Source organism: Flavobacterium sp. HNIBRBA15423 (assembly GCF_052655965.1).
Map to the genome: position 1 here is coordinate 3,239,213 of NZ_CP199751.1, position 17,291 is coordinate 3,256,503.

Here is a 17,291-nt window from a genome sequence, read left to right on the forward strand (position 1 = left end):
ACTTTTTTTCTATTTGAAAAAATAGAAAAATAAAAACAAATATACCCAAATAAAATCCATAAAATGCCAATACATCGCACTTAGTTCAATACCAAGGGTTTGTACAGCATTATACTTTTGTTTATAATGATTATAAATTACTATAATTAATGAAATAAAACCTCCTAAAAGGTGAGCCAAATGTACCAAAACAACAATATATAAAAAAGAGGTCGTTACATTACTTTCGCTTCCTGTAAAAAAATAGCCATTTTCAATAACTTGACCAAAACCTTTAAATTGTAAAAACACAAATAAAAGACCAAGCAAAAGTGTTGCCCACAACAAAAGCGCAGTAGATTTATTATTTGATTTTTTTATTGCTTTAAGTGCCAAAATAAAGGTAACACTACTTGTTATCATAACTAAAGTACTCCATATAAAAGCACTTGGCAATTGAAATTCATTTAACCAATCGGGTCTTGACTTACTAACAACGTATGCACTAGTTAATCCAGCAAAAATCATTAATATACTCATCATACCGAAAATCAACAACATTTTATAAGTTCTTGATTTCCTCGCATTATGTTCTTCCAAAGTCATTTTTGTCTCCATTTTATCTTAAAAATTTATCCAAAATAAATATTATTTGTAATAACGAAATATAAGATACACTTACAATCATTAACTTTCTAGCAGCTTTTGCATCCATTTCTTTATAGAGTTTTATGGCATAAAATAACATCCACAAGCCTAACAGCAAAACTAGAACAGCAGAAAATTTTGTCAAAAATAATTTCCCTGTAAATCCAAATGCAGGAATAACAGAAGCAATTATCATCCAAATTGTATATAATATAGTTTGTAAAGCTGTTTTTTTATCTCTTTTCCCTGTTGGCAACATAAAGAAACCTGCTTTTTTATAATCATCATATAAAAACCAGCCAATAGCCCAAAAATGAGGGAATTGCCAGAAAAACTGAATAATAAATAAGGTTCCTGCTTCTATACCAAAATGACCTGTTGCTGCAACCCAACCTAACATATATGGAATAGCACCTGGAAAAGCACCAACGAATACAGATAAAGGTGTTACCGTTTTTAATGGCGTATATAAACTTACATATAAAAAGATAGATATCGCACCAAACATAGCTGTTTTGGCATTGACATAATACAAAATTGCCAAACCTAACACTGTAAGCACAACTCCTAATATAAAAGCATTTTGTTTTGTTATTGTTCCTGCTGGTAATGGACGATTTTTAGTTCTATCCATTAATGCATCTAAATCTTTTTCAATAATTTGATTAAAAACATTAGAAGCACCTACCATACAATAGCCTCCTAATAGCAAAAGTAGTAAAGTAATCCAATTTTGATTTGTCCAATTAGAAACACCTAGCAAATAGCCAGCTAATGTAGAAAAAACTACACTTATAGCCAATCTAGCTTTTGTAATAGCAACAAAACTCGAAAAAAGAGATGGTTTAGAAATAGTATGATTTAAAGTACCCAAAATTAACAGATATCCTTGTTTAATTGGGCGCAAAGATACAAATAAGATTTTTGATTTATGTCTAAATTATAAGAGAAAAATTGACTAATAAATGTTAATAATCAAAATACCAATTAAATAAATCACTTCTTATACCCACAGAAAACCAAGTTGTATTTGATTTTTGTAGTGTTGCCGTTTGAATCTTTGGATTGAAATCACGATATAAAAAACTTCCAAAAATCTTTAAATTTGAAGAAGGATTAACGACATAACCTAACTGCAAATCTGCTATCATGATATTAGTTTTATTTCCTTGAGCCACTGTTACACCAGTATCAAAAGGTCTATTATCCTCATAATTCAAATAAATATCACCTCCGTAATTAAAACTATCTGTACTAGAATTAAAATCAAAACCTCTTTGACCATAGGTGAATTTTACTTCTCCAAAATACCTTCCATTAAAATATCTAGCTATTCCAATTAATTCCCTAAAATTTCCTCCCCATGCATGACCCATACTTTGATTATTATGACCATAATTTGTTAAAGGGTTACTATGTGAATACACATAAGGTCTTACATGATTATATTCTATTTGAAGCATTAAATTTTTAATCTTGAACGCATCATAATATTTAGCACCAATTTGGTATCCAAATTTATTTCTCCAACTTTTATTTCCTTCTCTAACATCACCAATAGCAAATTCATCAAGAAGAAACTGTCCGTAAAAATTAATTTGATTATTCCATTTATATTTAGCCGTTGCACCTAGAACTGCATTTCCACTTTTTGAAGAGGAAGAAAACTCTACTGCTCTGTAAAAAATAATTGGATTCACAAAATTAACATCAAATCCTCTATCATTAGTATTCGTCCAAACCACACTTTCAAACAAACCAATATTTAATCGTTTAGACACATTATAACTCAAATAATGACTTGCCATGTACTTTGTTGCATAAGTCCCTTCTAAAGTTACATCAGGTCGAACATCTTTCAACCACATATATGTATTGGTATACTTAATTTTCCAAAAAGTAGTATTAATTTTAAAATAAGGGTATGGACTAGTTGCATCACTTTGTAACAAAGAACGATATCCATCTCCTATAAAATTTCTACCATATCCTAATTGTAAATCTATAAATTCATTGGGTTTATATTTAAGATTAGCTTCTGCTAAAGGAAAGTCAAACGCATCTTCCTTAAACAATTTGGCAATTCCAATTCCTGGAACAATAGCTGGGTTTCCTCCAGAAGGTCTTAAATTAGAAGCATAAACGTTATAATAATCTGCAAAACGACCTTGACTTTCATAAATAGAAGAAGTAAATGTGATGTTTTTACCCAAAGCCCCTTGTACTTGCACACCTCTCGTATTTACAAAAGTATTAGACAATTCACTTCCTGTGTCCTTCCCTATTCTTAAATCAAAAATTGGATTTAATGTAAACCAATATCCCTCACCTTGAATTGCTACTAAATTTTCATTCCACAACTTTCTTCCCCACCAAGATTCTTTTTCTTTCAACAAACTTTTTTGAGCTAATTCAAAATCATAATATTTAGCAACCTCATTATAAGAATATGGTTTTGTAGCAGTATGATTATTACTTCCTACCTGATTTAATAATGCATCAAAATTATAATAATTCAAGTGCGTAAATGAAATATTTAAATCACTATTAAAATTAGGATTCTTAAATGGTTTATAGGATTTTTCTATCGCTTCAAACTCAGTTAATTCTTTTGAATTATCAATTAGAACTGTATTGGTTTTATTTTGACTCTCTTCAACAACTTCATTTTTATATTCAGCAGGATTTGAAAGTGGAATCGCAAATTTCAGAGTAAACTTAGAATATGTTGGTCTTCCAGAAAAATTAGCTGATTTTATTTTAGGCAAAGCACTAAACACTCTTTGTGTTTCCTCTTTTAAATCATTTGAAATAGCATCAATATATATTGTTTTAAAAAAACCAGCAGTATCTACTTCAAAAACTACAATAACATTGCCTTTATACTCCTTTTCTTTAATTTCGCTTGGAACAACAAAATTAGAATACACAAAACTTTGCAAGGTATTATAAAAACAGTTTTCTAGATCTTCAGCTTGTACATTTTCACATTCAGGAAAAACAGGAAAAGTTTCCTTTTCTACTTGAGAATAAATTGAAATACTAAGTAAAAGAAAAAGAAGGCTTATATATTTTTTCATTTTAATAATCTGATTTTGACTCTTTGCCTTCAACAATTGTTTTTGCAGCTGACGTTCCTATTCTTTTTACTCCTAATCTTATCATTTCAGTTGCTTCTTGATAATTTCTTACACCTCCAGCAGCCTTAACTGGTAAAGGAAAAGAGTTTTCCAACATTAATTTTATAGTTGCTATTGTTGCGCCATTAGGAGAACCATCTGTAGTTTTATAAAATCCCGTAGATGATTTTATAAATACGTTCTCATAATTTGACTCTTTAAAATGTGCTATTATGGTATTTTTTATTAAAGCGCAAAGTTGCACAATCTGATGATTGGTTAAAGCAGCTACTTCAATAATCCATTTTACAATTTTATTATTATCTAATCCTAATTGTGTACAAAATAAAACCTGTTCTTTAACCAAATCTATTTCACCTCTTTTAAAAGCTTCATAATCTATCACAAAGTCCAAATCATCAGCGCCATCTTTAATAGCCTTTTTTGCTTCAACAATTTTAAATTCAGTTGACTTATCCCCTTTTGGAAAATCTATAACAGTTCCAATAGTCACTTTTGAATTTGAATCCATTATCATTTCCTTTGCCAAGGCAACAAACTCAGGACGCAACATAATCAATTTGAAATTACATTGTATGGCTTCCTGAATATTTTTTTTTACAATTTCTAAATTGTCTTTTTTAGAAATTCCAGCTTGTTCTGCTGTTTTTAAATAAGTAGCATCTAGATATTGTTCGATATGCATAGCATTTCTATTTAGAATATATGGTAAAAATAAAAAAATCCCATTGATATGGGACTTTTTTTTAGTTAATAATTCGAATTAATTTAATTTAAATGTAATTGGAATTGCATATTTAATTCTAACATTCTTATTTCCTTGTTTTGCAGGGATTAATTGTGGTATTCTTTTAACTGCTTTCTCTGCTGCTTTTTTCATATCTTCAGTAGATCTATTGTTTTCTAATGGTTTTACATTTGTTATATTTCCATTTTCATCAATTATAAATTCGATAAGTGCTGTTCCTTGCTTTCTATTTTCATAATCTCTTTCAGGATAAGTTAAGTTTTTAGAAATCACTTTAGCTAACTGTTCATCAAAACATGCTTTTTGCTCAGATCTTTTCAAACCCTTACAGGCTTTAAACATAGGTAATTGTTCTACAGTAAGCATTGTTGGTGGAGCAACAGGTCCTTCAACTGTTCCTACTGTATTTACTGGAGATGTATTTGTTTCTACTTGATTTTCCGTTGCCTGAGAATTATCTTGCGTTGCATTTTTTTCTTTTTCCAGAACTTTATTATTATCAACAACATCTACATCATTCAATATAGGAAGTACTAGCTTAGGAACAACCACATTTACCTTAGGTTTAGGTGTAACTTTTGGTTCAATTGGTTTAACATCTGCTAATCTGTATTCAAATCCAGGTTCAATAGTAACAATTGGTGGAAATTGACAAACGCTTTTCTTTTTAGAATCCTTAAAATTAAACTCTAAAACAAACAAGGCTACTAACATTGCTGCGATAAGGCCTAATTGAAAATAGATAAAGCTATTTTTCATTTTTTTCTTGAAATCTTCTTTTGCTCTCATTATTATATAGTTTTAAATGTTAACATCTCGTTAACAAAACATATACAAATTATGTGCCAAAAAAAAATTCCAATCTTCTGATTGGAATTTTTATATGTAAGAATGCACTTTCTTATTGTAATTTAAAGGTAATTGGTAAACCATATTTCACTCTTACCGCTTTTCCTCTTTGCTTTCCAGGAGTAAACTTAGGCAATTTAGAAATAATTCTTTGTGCTTCTTGTTCTAACAATTCAGCATCTTGTTTAATTCCTCTTCCTCTTACTTGGATATCTTTTACCACACCATCTTTATCAATCATAAACTGAACAGCTACAGAACCTTGAGAACCATTTTCTGCAGCTCTTTCTGGATAACTGAAATATTTCTTGATGTGCGCATTCATTTTTTCGTTAAAACAATCCATCTGCTTACTTTTAGCAACTCCTTCACAACCAGGAAACATAGGGATTTGTTCAATAATCGCGAAAGGCATCTCATCTGGAATATCGTCTAAACTAGGACCAGTTGCCCCTACTTCAGAAGCTTCAACCACAACTACAGGCTTGTTCTCTTCAATTTCTGTAGTTTCAATTTTCTTTTCCTCTAATTTAATTTCATTTTTAACCACTTCAATTACCTCAGGTGCAGGTGGTGGTGGTGGTGGTAGTCTTTGAACAGGAGGCATAGTTAAAACCACATCCTCTTCATCTAACACTAAATTATCTGTTAATGCAAATTTTTCGTTTTCAACTCTTGGATCTTCCGATTTCAATTCAATTCCAATATAAGTCAGCACTAAAACGGCTACTAGTCCTATCTGAAAAAACAGTCCGCTATTTCTTTTAGGATCAACATTAGGATTTTTCTTTACTTCCATAATTTTGTTTTTGAGGTCGCTAATATAATTAATTTAAAAATAGTTTTAAAATTTTTTCAAGATTTATTTATTAACAAATCTTAAAAAAACAAATGCCGAAACAGCTCCTAGTGTATTTGCCAAAACATCAAAAATATCTGCATGACGATCACTAGTAAATATCCCTTGAAATACCTCAATAATTATGCCATACAACACAACTACAAAAACTATTTTTATTTGATTTTTTATTTTTTTAACATTTAAAGCTTTCTTCCACAAATAAAACAGAATAAAATAAAACAAAAAATGAGCTATTTTATCTTTAAACGGAATACTTACTAAAGTTGGAGTTTTCTTTATAGTTATTAAACATATATAACCAATAAATATACTCCAAAAAAAAGCAAAATAGAGAAACTTACGCTCCGATAAGTGCTGCGTAATCTTCATTAGATAGTAATTTTTCTAATTCAGCACTATCTGAAAATTTAACTTTAATCATCCAACCATCTCCATAAGGATCTGTATTTACCTTTTCAGGATCAGATTCAAGACTATCATTAAACTCTATTATCTCACCTGTTAAAGGCAAAAATAAGTCAGACACCGTTTTAACTGCTTCTACAGTACCAAAAACCTCATCTTTATCTAAAGTTTGATCTAAAGTTTCTACTTCAACATAAACTATATCTCCTAATTCTTTTTGTGCAAAATCTGTTATTCCAACTGTTGCAATGTCTCCGTCAATAGAAACCCATTCGTGATCTTTTGTGTACTTTAAGTTTGATGGTATATTCATTTTGTGTGTTTTTAATCGTTATACAAATGTAGTTTTAATAATTTAATTCTAAAATAAGTTGCATCATATTTTTTATACCATAGTTTTAAACAAAAATTCGTTTGAATTACAAACGAATTTTATGTTATTTATTCTTTATCTATTTAATTACCAAAATTATAACGAATGGTAAATCCTGTTCTAATATTTGTGATTGGAAAAGAGGTTGATATAACTGCTTGTGAAAACTGATGATCATAGAAGAAAATCGCTGTTAAGTTTTTACTAAATGAATAATCTGCTGATAATTTAATTGACCATAAATCTTGACCGCCAGCTAGTTCATTATTATCATAATCTAAATAGCGAACTATAGTATTGTTTTTTCTAAGTGAAAAATCTGTTTTAATATTAATATCACTTTTAATAACACCTGTTGGGTTATCTGCTAGTTTTGAATTAATGGTTACATCTTTAATTCGGTAACCTAATCCTATTGTATATTCATTACCACTTACTTCTGTTAAAAGATTATTATCAAAACTCATATTTAAAGTCCTGTCTTTTTTCATTTCAGCAAGAATCTTAATTGAATTTTTCATTTCAAAATCAACTCTTAATAACGGATTAAATTGTTCTGTTAAATTCACATTGGATATAATAGTACTCGCATAAAAATTACCATTTGCATCCACTGGTGTTTCGTTTAAATTAGACCTAAATGAATTTACATTATAACTAGCTCTATAACCATGCTGTAATGAAAAACGTTTAAATTTGTCTTTAAACCATTTGTAACGCATTAACCCAGTATATTTTAAAGTCCAATTTGGTAATGGTACACTTTTAAACACTCCATTAGATTCTTTCGACACTTCTTTTCCTGAATAAGCTGCTCTAAAAGAAGGCAATAGAACTTGTTGGCTATTTTTCCCAAAACCAACAGGATAACCTTCTACATCTCTAGGATAATTATTATTTCCGTAATGCTCAGTAGCTAATTTTTCTGCTACCAAAATCCTATTATCTCTAAAGTCGTTAAATGATTCTGAAAAGGTTTCATTACTTTCACTAAAAGCAGTTTTAATTAAAATGGTAGAAATATTAAAATTACCAAAATTATAAGGAGAACGTGAATTATACTCACCATTAGCTACATCATATTGCTCAGAAAAATTTTCTGAATACATTCTATCAGCTGTTAAGTCAATTTTTAAATCTGCAAATGGCTCTACTTGAGCTGTAAAGTTTAATTGTTTATTAACTACTTGAGTGAAATTTTGATTAAATTCTGGAAAAGAAGTTAACCAACCTTGTCTAGCCGCTTCATAACGAACATCTGACTGACTACCAAACACAAAGCCTAATGAAGGTTTTGACGAGCCAAAGAATCCTAATCCTGGTAGATAACCTGGTAAAACTGTTCCACTTGTTTGAGTGTAATTTGCTTGAATATTTTTTACACTTGTTATTACGCCAATTAATCCATTTACAAGAATATTACCTTCATTCTTAGTTGTTTTACTTTTTGCTGTAATTTTCTGACCTGGTTTTGGCAAAGTTTCTTTAGCACCTTTATTTGTGTCTTTTTTATTTTTCTTCTTCTTATTACCTGTTAAGCCAATATATCTATAAAGAAGATCCATATTAAAAGTTGTATTCAACTTATGTGAATTTGCATTCTGAATTGTATTTCCTAATTGATATTCATTACCATCTTCAGCTTCAATAGTTGAAAATGCATCGGAAGAACGTTGCCAATTAAAATCTCCTGTGTAACTATAGTTTGATTTTATAAAACTTAAAGCTGGAATTTTATTAATTGGCAAATCATAATTTACAACTATTTGCTGATTATGTTGATTAGATTCTCCAATATTCCAATAATCATCCCATATATCTAATCCGTCAATTGGTACATTACTTTCATCTAAATAATTTCTAACAATATTACTTGTTGCTGCGGTATAATTAACCCTTAATGATTTAGAAATATTATAATTAAAACCATATTGGTAGTTAAAAAAGTAATTTCTTCTATATAAAGGATCCAAACCAATTCCTTCTACATCTACTAATCTAAACTGCTGTCTATTAAATTGTCTGATAATATTAGAACTAAATGAAATATTAGCAGGCATGAAATTAAAATTAAAATCTTTTAATAATTTATAATATCCACTTTTTGATAGTTTTTTTGAATTTTTAAATGGTTCAACAGTCAAAGGCTTGAAAGAATATGCATAATCAATAGTGGTTCTGTTTTGTTGATCTACTAAATTTTCAATTTCATAATCATGATGCTCCATTTCATTAAAAGAATACGACAAGGTTAAATTCTCTACATCATAAAAATGCTGCTTTTGTTCTTCTCCGCGTTCTTTTCTTACTCCTATAAAATTAATACTTGTCCTTTTAGTATAATCTATTGCTCTATTTTTAATATTCTCTTTTTCTTGTTCGTCTGAAGTATTATCAATTAGTTGGTTTAACTCAATGTCTTGATAAAATGGATCGTATTTAGGTGTAATTGTCTCTTCTCCAACTGCATAATTAAAAGGCAATGTTATTCCCCATTTCTTAGGTAATAATTTACCTAAATTTAAGTTAGTCACAACATCATATTGAAAAACATCTTCTCTGCTTCTTTCATTCGGCCCTTGTTCAATTCCACCAAATCCAATAGTACTTACTCTACTTGTAGCAGAAAGTGTAGCAAAATCTGCCACATTTGTATCCACATTAGCCACAGCAGCATAACCTCCTTTGTTATCTAGGTCAGAAAGTCTTAACTCATTAAACCAAACTTCACCTCTAATAACCTGATTACTCTTGTTTTTAACCCCAACCATTAAAGTTCTCACCAATCCAAAATTAGGATTTCCTTTAATACCTAATGTTAATTTATTATTTGAAGAACCCAAATTCTGTTCATTTTCAAAACGAATTCCATTAACATCAGGAGCAATTGAGTTAGGATCACTTATTATTTGCGACTTAAGAGCTGTTAATACACTTAGTGGCAATTCAATTTCATTTTCTACTGGCCAAATTCCTTCTGGAGTAGCTGCATTTTGAGAAGAAACTTTTAAAGGTATCTCAATTTGATAAAAATTTTCTGTAAAATCATTACCAAAACGAATAAAAGCTACCATTTCATTATCCAATAATGGCTGTGTTTCTGCTGGTGATGGCAAAGCTTCAGCATGTAAAAACATACGCATTTTTTTAAACTGACGCATATCTACACTCACATTTTTAAACACTGCACGAGAATCTTCTGGTTGTAAACCATCATCATTTCCCCCATCTTTATCATACACTCGTAAAGATAATGATTGTTCGTTCTGATTAATAACTGTATTGTTATTATATAATTGCTCTCTAGTTACACCTGGAGGAGAAACATAAGGGATAGGAGTTCTACTGCCATTTTCTTGAATATTTACAGCTACAACATCAAACCCTGTATTATCATCTGTAGGATCTTGATCGTTAAAATCTAATGTTTTTACATATCTTCTCCACTCTCCTCTTACTAAATCTAAAGTTCCAAAACGTAATGTAACTTCATCAGTAAATCCAGTCATATACATTCTCATAAAGCGAATTGAGCGGAAATCAGCAATAGAACCTACTACATTATCATTTGTAAACTCTAAAATTGGAATTTTATATTGAACCCATCTTGCAGTGACGTTACTTCCATTTGGAACCGATTCATTAACTGTTCTGATGTCTACTACATAATCTTGCCCTACTTGAGGATTATTATTAATTGGTACTTCAAATTTGAAATACGCATTAATAGTGTTCATAGTTTGATCCCTATTAACGTCTTCTACATCTGGTTTTGTATCATTTCCTCTATTTGTATCTGTAACATTTACAGGAGAATTTCCTTCAAAATTATTATAGTTTTTATAACGATTCACTATATCTCCAGATGTATTTAAATAAAATTGGTAATTATCCGCAGAAGGATCACTATAACTTGCATAATCCGTAAACTTTGCCGCTTCAGCTGCATCATTTAAACCATCATAACCCACATCTTGAATATTTCTATTTGCTTCGTTAGTATCAAAAGCATACACTAGAGATTGTGAACTTGGAACTTGAGCCCAATTGGTTTGAAGAGCAGGAATTGTTGCTCCAACTTCAGGTAAACCATTTTCAAATTGTTTTCTACCGTCTTTTAATATGTCTTCTGAAATTTCACCTAAATTAATCACTAACTTACCTGAATTTGATGGATCTACAACATCAGGAGCATTTCCAAAATAAGGATCTAATACCCAAAACTGTACATATTCCACATTTGATTGTTCGAAATTTGTAGAATTTATAGAACGCATAATTCCTCCCCAGTTATTTGGTGCATCAACATCAGAAAACTCATTTGTAGCTGCTATCGCTGGATTATAGTTGTAAGGACCTCTTTCTTTTGGAAAATAAGTTAAGTCCAAAGTACTAATTACATTTGAATTCCCTTGTGCAATATCAACATTAGGAAATAATTCTCTACTAAAAATTCTTCTTGTTTTATTTAGAGATAGATCGTCATCATTTATTCCTCCTGGTGGTTGTGCATAAAAGATAGGATCAATAGTGTACCAAGACATTTTAGCTCTTTTGTATCCTACATTAAGAGCATCAGATGGAGGTTCAGTTGTATCAGGATTGCCATCAAAATTATCCTCCAATGGTACAGAAGCTAAATCCCAAGAAAGTGGAGAACGTAAGTCTATAGAAGATTGAGAACCTTCAAAATCATCTACATAAGTAGTTGCTTCTCCATTAAACTGATCTGCTTTTGAAGCTCCTGGCAACAAATAAGCTATTTCACCTCTAAATGACAAATTAGAAGGAACATCTGTATCTATATTGGGTAATTTATTAACTAATCGAGTTAATAATGGAACTTCTGTTGAAAAATTGGTATTTAAACCTACAATTGTATTATTTACCGATTCTTGACCATAATTTGATTTATTGGTAAAAGGACGTTCTGATAAATTTAAAAGTGTACCTCCAACTAGGAAATTCTTATTAAATTGATGTTCCACATTAACACCCCAAAAACGTCTGGTTTGTTGACCAAAAACAGAATTATTTTCAACAGATATTTCAATTGGAGTATTAGAAGCTTGTAAGGAAGGATCTAACAATTGTACTTTACCTAATTGGTAATTTACTGTATAATCCACTCCTTCCACTAATATTCTTCCACCAGATTTCACAACAACTGAGCCCTGAGGAACATTAAATGCTCCTATGGAAATTCCATCACCTCCTGATGACTTAAAACGCCCTCTTAATTGAAATTTATTTTTCTCACTTTCTTGTAGAGCTGCTGCTTGAGTAGATTTATAAAGTGTTCTAAAAACATATTTAGATTGATTATCGTTATAAGTTAATGGGTCATCATAATCCTCAGCTACTGAAGTATTCAACTTATTAAACATAAGTTCTCCAAAAGGCTCTTTGGTAGTAAAAATAATTCTTCCATATTGAGGATCTATAGTTATACCTGGAATAAAATCGAAGAATCCATCTCCACCATCTTGTGGATCATTTGTGTAATTTAATTTATCAACATTTAATACTTTTAATAGAGGTGTATCCTTTACATCTGCTGGAAGTGGAGAAGTTCCATTTGCAGCAGTAATATAATTTAAAGGTGAAGGATCTGTATATAAAATATTAAACCTGAAATCTTCTTGTTGTAATTGATAACCACCAGGAATTTGATAAATGTTTTTCATCATTAAATTCCATGTTGGCATAGTAAAAGAATCATTAGGCGCTTTTTGTTTAACAGCTGTTAAATTACTCTTTAACATTTTTACAATTAAAGCTTGTGATGAAGGAATACCAGAATTATCAACTTGTGTAGCGTCAACTCCGTCAGTACCAAACTCTCCAACTTGATAAACATTATCTCCAATTGTATATTGATAAGCAACCCCTAAAACCTCATCATTTGCCAATCTTTGATTTAAAGAGATGTATCCTAATTGAGGATGATAAGTGAATTCAGAAGCTGTTAATTTTCTGGCATTTTCTAATTTAGCATAATCTAACCCTTCATCGACACCTATAGTAAATCCATTATTTGCTGTGGCAACTTCACGAATTGCTTGAGTTAAAAAATTGGTCCCAATTTTATTTGGATCAAACTTGTTATTTCCATTATCTGAAGGGCTATCTGGAGAAACCGCATTAAAAAAATTAGGGTTATTTGTTAAATTTACTCCAACCACTTCCTGTGGTAAGAAATTAGTCAAAGGAGCTTCCCCAATATCTTGTAAAGCAATAAGGTTTCTTAAATTATTTTCATTAGAATTTATTCTATTTTGCTTATTTGTTACCCAAACTTCTATTCTTGTAATTTGAACTCTACTATTAATATATGGATAGGTTTCTAAAGATTTATCATACTTATCTCTGAAATATTGAGATAAAAAGTAGTGCTTATCTGAATCATATTCTTGAGCAAATAATTCAAAATCCTGAAGCGTCCCACCACCTTGAGAGGTAACTGTTTTTGTTTGTGATTTTTGCTCTGAAAAAACTCCAGTAACAGTTGTCTTTCCAAATTGGAATTGTGCTTTAACTCCAAATAAACTTTGTGAACCTCTAATTAATGAATTTGAAAGTGGAAAACTTACATTTCCTACTTCTAATTTTTGAAGAATATCATCTTCAGTAGAACCATATTCTAATTTTATTAAATTCTGAAAAGCAAAAGTAGATTGCGTATCATAATTAATATTTACATTTAATCTAGTTCCCACTTTACCTTGTAATCCAACACTAATCCTTTGATCAAAATCAAAAGTTGTAGTTACTCTATTTCTTGGCGAAAAAGCGGGATTATCTTGTTTTGTATATCTAAGTCCTAAATCAATTTCTACAGACCCTGTTGGCTTTATATCAATTGTATTACTTCCGAAAATAGATTCAAAAAATTTTGAATTTACATAATACCTTGGCAATAAATCTTTTTTCTTTTCTTCACTTCCTTCTTTTTTCCCATCTACAGCAGCCGACTTTTCTCTATAATATTTACGCATTTCCTCACGCAAAACTAATTCTTGATACTGCTTTGGAGTTAATACTAAAGGATAATTTACATTAAAGCCATCAAAAGTATTTGTATAGATATATCTATCGGTTGTAACATCATAAGTATATGCTTCTACTATACTTTGAGGATTTGGCACCTTAATTTTACCTAAATCAACACCTGTTTTTATAGAGTCATTTTCTTGACCATTTACTTGTAAAAAAAGCAAAAATAGAATTCCTAAAAATATTTTTTCAACCCTTTTTATTTGCCTGTTCAAAATATTCACTTTTAATTTCTTTTTCAAGTCTTATAAATTTTTTAGTGCTTGTTTTATTAAATTTTCTACACTTGCATTAGGATCTTCTTTAACTACTTTTTCAACAACTTTCTCAGCTGTTTTTCTAGCAAATCCTAACACCTCCAAAGCTGATAACGCTTCTTCTTTATTAGTATTGTTTGAAACAAGAGAAACTTCGTCTAAAGCATACACTTTTAACACTTTATCCTTTAAATCTAAAATAACTCTTTGGGCAGTTTTTGCTCCAATACCTTTTATACTTTGTACTGTAGCTACATCATTAGATGCAATGGCTTGAATAATTTGTTGGGGCGCTAATGAGGACAACATTGTTCTTGCTATACTTGCTCCTACTCCAGAAACCGAAATAAGTAATTTAAACAATTCTCTTTCTTGTTTTTCTACAAATCCGTATAAAGTATGCGAGTCTTCTTTAATTTGTAAAAAAGTAAAAAGTTTAATTTTTTCCTCATTTGGTATAAGCGAAAAAGTATGCAAAGATATGTTGACATGATAACCAATTCCGTTACAATCAATTACAACTTCTGTTGGTGTTTTTTCAACTAATCTTCCTTGGATATGTGTTATCATGTTAGTTAATAGTAGTTTTTATATAAAATATTATTTTAAAACTGATTGTTTAAATCTTCTTTCTTTCTCTTGGGCATCAACTACAGAAACAGCAGCCATATTTACCATTTCTTCTACACTAGCTCCTAATTGAAAAATATGTACTGGTTTATCTAACCCTAACATTATTGGTCCAATTGAATCCGATTTATTTAATTCTTTCATTAATTTGTAAGTAATATTAGCCGAATCTAAATTTGGAAAAATAAGAGTATTTACTTTTTTATTAGCCAATTTAGAAAATGGAAATTTACTTTTTAACATTTCAGAATTTAAAGCAAAATCGGTTTGAATTTCACCATCAATAATCAAATCTGGGTAATATTTATGAAGATAGGCTACTGCTTCTCTAACTTTTTTAGGATTTTCATTTTCTGATGAACCAAAATTAGAAAACGAAACCATAGCAATTACTGGTTCCATTCCAAACATTCTAACTGTTTTAGCAGTCATTAAAGCAATTTTAGCCAAGTCTTCAGCAGAAGGGTTTGGATTAATAGCTGTATCCGAAAGAAAAATAGGTCCTCTTGAGGTCATCATCATATTAGTTGTAGCAATACGAGTAACACCTGGTGCTTTATCAATTAATTCCATTACAGGTTTAACAACTGTAGGATAACTTCTTGAATAACCTGTTACCATTGTATCGGCTTCACCAGAATTAACCATCATTAAACCGAAATAGTTGCGTTCTCGCATCCATTTTTCAGCATCAAGCATGGTAACGCCTCTTCTTTGTCTAGATTTCCAAAATGCTTTAGCGTATTTTTTCCTTCTTTTATCTTCTTCGCTTGTTTTTGGATCTATAATTTCAACATCAGCGTCAAATCCAATTTCTATCTTTAATTCTTGAATAATATCTTTGTTTCCTAATAAAACCGGCACACCTATACCCTCTTCATGAACAATTTGAGCTGCTTTTAGTACATCTAAATGATCTGCTTCAGCAAAGACAACTCTCTTAGGGCTTGTTTTTGCTCTATTTACAAGCATTCGAATCATTTTGTTATCAGAACCTAATCGTTCTAATAAATCCAACTCATATTTCTCCCAATCAACAATTTCAATTTGAGCCACTCCAGAATCAATAGCTGCTTTTGCTACAGCAGGAGCAACAACAACAATCAATCTTGGATCAAAAGGTTTTGGTATAATATAATCACGACCAAAATTTAATTTGGTCTCACCATAAGCGATATTTACTTGTTCAGGAACAGGACTTTTTGCTAGTTCGGCAAGAGCACGAACTGCTGCCATTTTCATTTCTTCATTAATTTTTTTAGCACGAACATCTAAAGCTCCTCTAAAAATATATGGAAATCCTAAAACATTATTTACTTGATTAGGATGGTCTGAACGACCAGTTGCCATAATTACATCTTCTCTTGTATTAATAGCGACATTGTAATCGATTTCTGGAATTGGATTTGCCATAGCAAATACAATTGGATCATTACTCATCGATAATAACATCTCTGGAGTAAAAATATTTCCTACAGATAATCCTAAAAATACATCTGCACCTACTATAACTTCTTTTAATGTTTGTGGTTTACTAGATTTAGCATATATTTTTTGTAAATCTGAAAGATCTTCTCTACAAGTAGTTAGCATACCATCTTTATCAAACATGAAAATATTTTCTACTTTCACTCCTAATAAGATATATAAATTAGCACATGCTAAAGCCGCTGATCCTGCTCCAGAAACTACTACTTTAACTTTATCTAATTCTTTACCTGCTAATTCCAAAGCATTTAATAGTGCTGCAGAAGAAATAATAGCAGTTCCATGTTGATCATCATGCATCACTGGAATGTTCAATTCTTCTACCAGTCTTCTTTCAATTTCAAAAGATTCTGGAGCTTTGATATCTTCCAAATTAATTCCCCCAAATGTTGGAGCAATATTTTTAACTGTTTGAATGAAGGCTTCTACATCTTTAGTTCCAACTTCAATATCAAATACATCAATATCTGCAAATATTTTAAACAATAAGCCTTTTCCTTCCATAACTGGCTTAGATGCTTCTGGACCAATATCTCCTAAACCTAGAACAGCTGTTCCATTAGAAATTACAGCTACTAAATTTCCTTTAGCAGTATATTTATAAACATTGTTTATATCTTTCACAATTTCCAAACAAGGCTCGGCAACACCAGGAGAATAAGCTAAAGACAAATCTCTTTGTGTAGCATATTTCTTAGTTGGCACTACCTGAATCTTTCCAGGTGTTGGTTTTGCATGGTATAATAAGGCTTCTCTTCTTTTTGTATCTTTATGCATATAATCACTTTTATATGAATTTACAAAGTTAAAATAAGCAATGAAAGAAAAAAATTTTAATGCTACTCTTTTATGAAAA

11 protein-coding genes are annotated in these 17,291 nt (G+C 30.3%); all 11 read right to left on the reverse strand.

From position 1 onward, the window contains the following. Positions 1 to 9: 9 nt before the first annotated feature. The 11 genes from ACULEV_RS14575 to ACULEV_RS14625 all read right to left on the reverse strand — a co-directional run bounded on the left by ACULEV_RS14575 (position 10) and on the right by ACULEV_RS14625 (position 17,212). Positions 10 to 597 (reverse strand): cytochrome c oxidase subunit 3, encoded by a 588-nt coding sequence (locus tag ACULEV_RS14575; protein WP_445455773.1) that lies wholly within the window; start codon positions 595 to 597, stop codon positions 10 to 12. Position 598: 1 nt separating this feature from the next. Then, positions 599 to 1,501, reverse strand: coding sequence for a heme o synthase (gene cyoE, locus ACULEV_RS14580; RefSeq protein ID WP_445458555.1), 903 nt, complete (start codon positions 1,499 to 1,501; stop codon positions 599 to 601). A 94-nt stretch (positions 1,502 to 1,595) separates the two neighbouring features. Further along, a complete protein-coding gene (locus tag ACULEV_RS14585) occupies positions 1,596 to 3,707 on the reverse strand; it encodes a gliding motility protein RemB (protein ID WP_445455774.1) in 2,112 nt (703 codons plus the stop codon). Between the two features lies 1 nt (position 3,708). Next, positions 3,709 to 4,452 (reverse strand): deoxyribose-phosphate aldolase, encoded by a 744-nt coding sequence (deoC, locus tag ACULEV_RS14590; protein WP_445455775.1) that lies wholly within the window; start codon positions 4,450 to 4,452, stop codon positions 3,709 to 3,711. Between the two features lie 78 nt (positions 4,453 to 4,530). After that, the gene (locus tag ACULEV_RS14595; protein ID WP_445455776.1) at positions 4,531 to 5,304 is read right to left on the reverse strand and encodes an energy transducer TonB; all 774 of its coding nucleotides are present in this window, start codon (positions 5,302 to 5,304) and stop codon (positions 4,531 to 4,533) included. A gap of 112 nt (positions 5,305 to 5,416) precedes the next feature. Then, positions 5,417 to 6,163 (reverse strand): energy transducer TonB, encoded by a 747-nt coding sequence (locus ACULEV_RS14600; RefSeq protein WP_445455777.1) that lies wholly within the window; start codon positions 6,161 to 6,163, stop codon positions 5,417 to 5,419. A 63-nt stretch (positions 6,164 to 6,226) separates the two neighbouring features. After that, complete coding sequence (locus ACULEV_RS14605; RefSeq protein WP_445455778.1) at positions 6,227 to 6,595, reverse strand: VanZ family protein; 369 nt, start codon at positions 6,593 to 6,595, stop codon at positions 6,227 to 6,229. Next, complete coding sequence (gene gcvH / locus ACULEV_RS14610; protein ID WP_445455779.1) at positions 6,564 to 6,944, reverse strand: glycine cleavage system protein GcvH; 381 nt, start codon at positions 6,942 to 6,944, stop codon at positions 6,564 to 6,566. The genes ACULEV_RS14605 and gcvH overlap by 32 nt, the downstream gene beginning before the upstream one ends. Positions 6,945 to 7,087: 143 nt before the next feature. Beyond that, complete coding sequence (gene sov, locus ACULEV_RS14615) at positions 7,088 to 14,302, reverse strand: T9SS outer membrane translocon Sov/SprA (RefSeq protein WP_445455780.1); 7,215 nt, start codon at positions 14,300 to 14,302, stop codon at positions 7,088 to 7,090. Positions 14,303 to 14,305: 3 nt separating this feature from the next. Further along, entirely contained in the window at positions 14,306 to 14,887 is a 582-nt protein-coding gene (gene ruvA, locus ACULEV_RS14620; RefSeq protein WP_445455781.1) for a Holliday junction branch migration protein RuvA, read from the reverse strand. A 30-nt stretch (positions 14,888 to 14,917) separates the two neighbouring features. Further along, positions 14,918 to 17,212, reverse strand: a complete 2,295-nt coding sequence (locus ACULEV_RS14625; RefSeq protein ID WP_445455782.1) for an NADP-dependent malic enzyme — start codon at positions 17,210 to 17,212, stop codon at positions 14,918 to 14,920. Positions 17,213 to 17,291: the final 79 nt, after the last annotated feature.

Coding starts and splice junctions, on each gene's coding strand:
- ACULEV_RS14575 (WP_445455773.1), bottom strand. CDS start 597: ATGGAGACAAAAATGACTTTGGAAGAACATAATGCGAGGAAATCAAGA.
- ACULEV_RS14585 (WP_445455774.1), bottom strand. CDS start 3,707: ATGAAAAAATATATAAGCCTTCTTTTTCTTTTACTTAGTATTTCAATT.
- deoC (WP_445455775.1), bottom strand. CDS start 4,452: ATGCATATCGAACAATATCTAGATGCTACTTATTTAAAAACAGCAGAA.
- ACULEV_RS14595 (WP_445455776.1), bottom strand. CDS start 5,304: ATGAGAGCAAAAGAAGATTTCAAGAAAAAAATGAAAAATAGCTTTATC.
- ACULEV_RS14600 (WP_445455777.1), bottom strand. CDS start 6,163: ATGGAAGTAAAGAAAAATCCTAATGTTGATCCTAAAAGAAATAGCGGA.
- ACULEV_RS14605 (WP_445455778.1), bottom strand. CDS start 6,595: ATGAAGATTACGCAGCACTTATCGGAGCGTAAGTTTCTCTATTTTGCT.
- gcvH (WP_445455779.1), bottom strand. CDS start 6,944: ATGAATATACCATCAAACTTAAAGTACACAAAAGATCACGAATGGGTT.
- ruvA (WP_445455781.1), bottom strand. CDS start 14,887: ATGATAACACATATCCAAGGAAGATTAGTTGAAAAAACACCAACAGAA.
- ACULEV_RS14625 (WP_445455782.1), bottom strand. CDS start 17,212: ATGCATAAAGATACAAAAAGAAGAGAAGCCTTATTATACCATGCAAAA.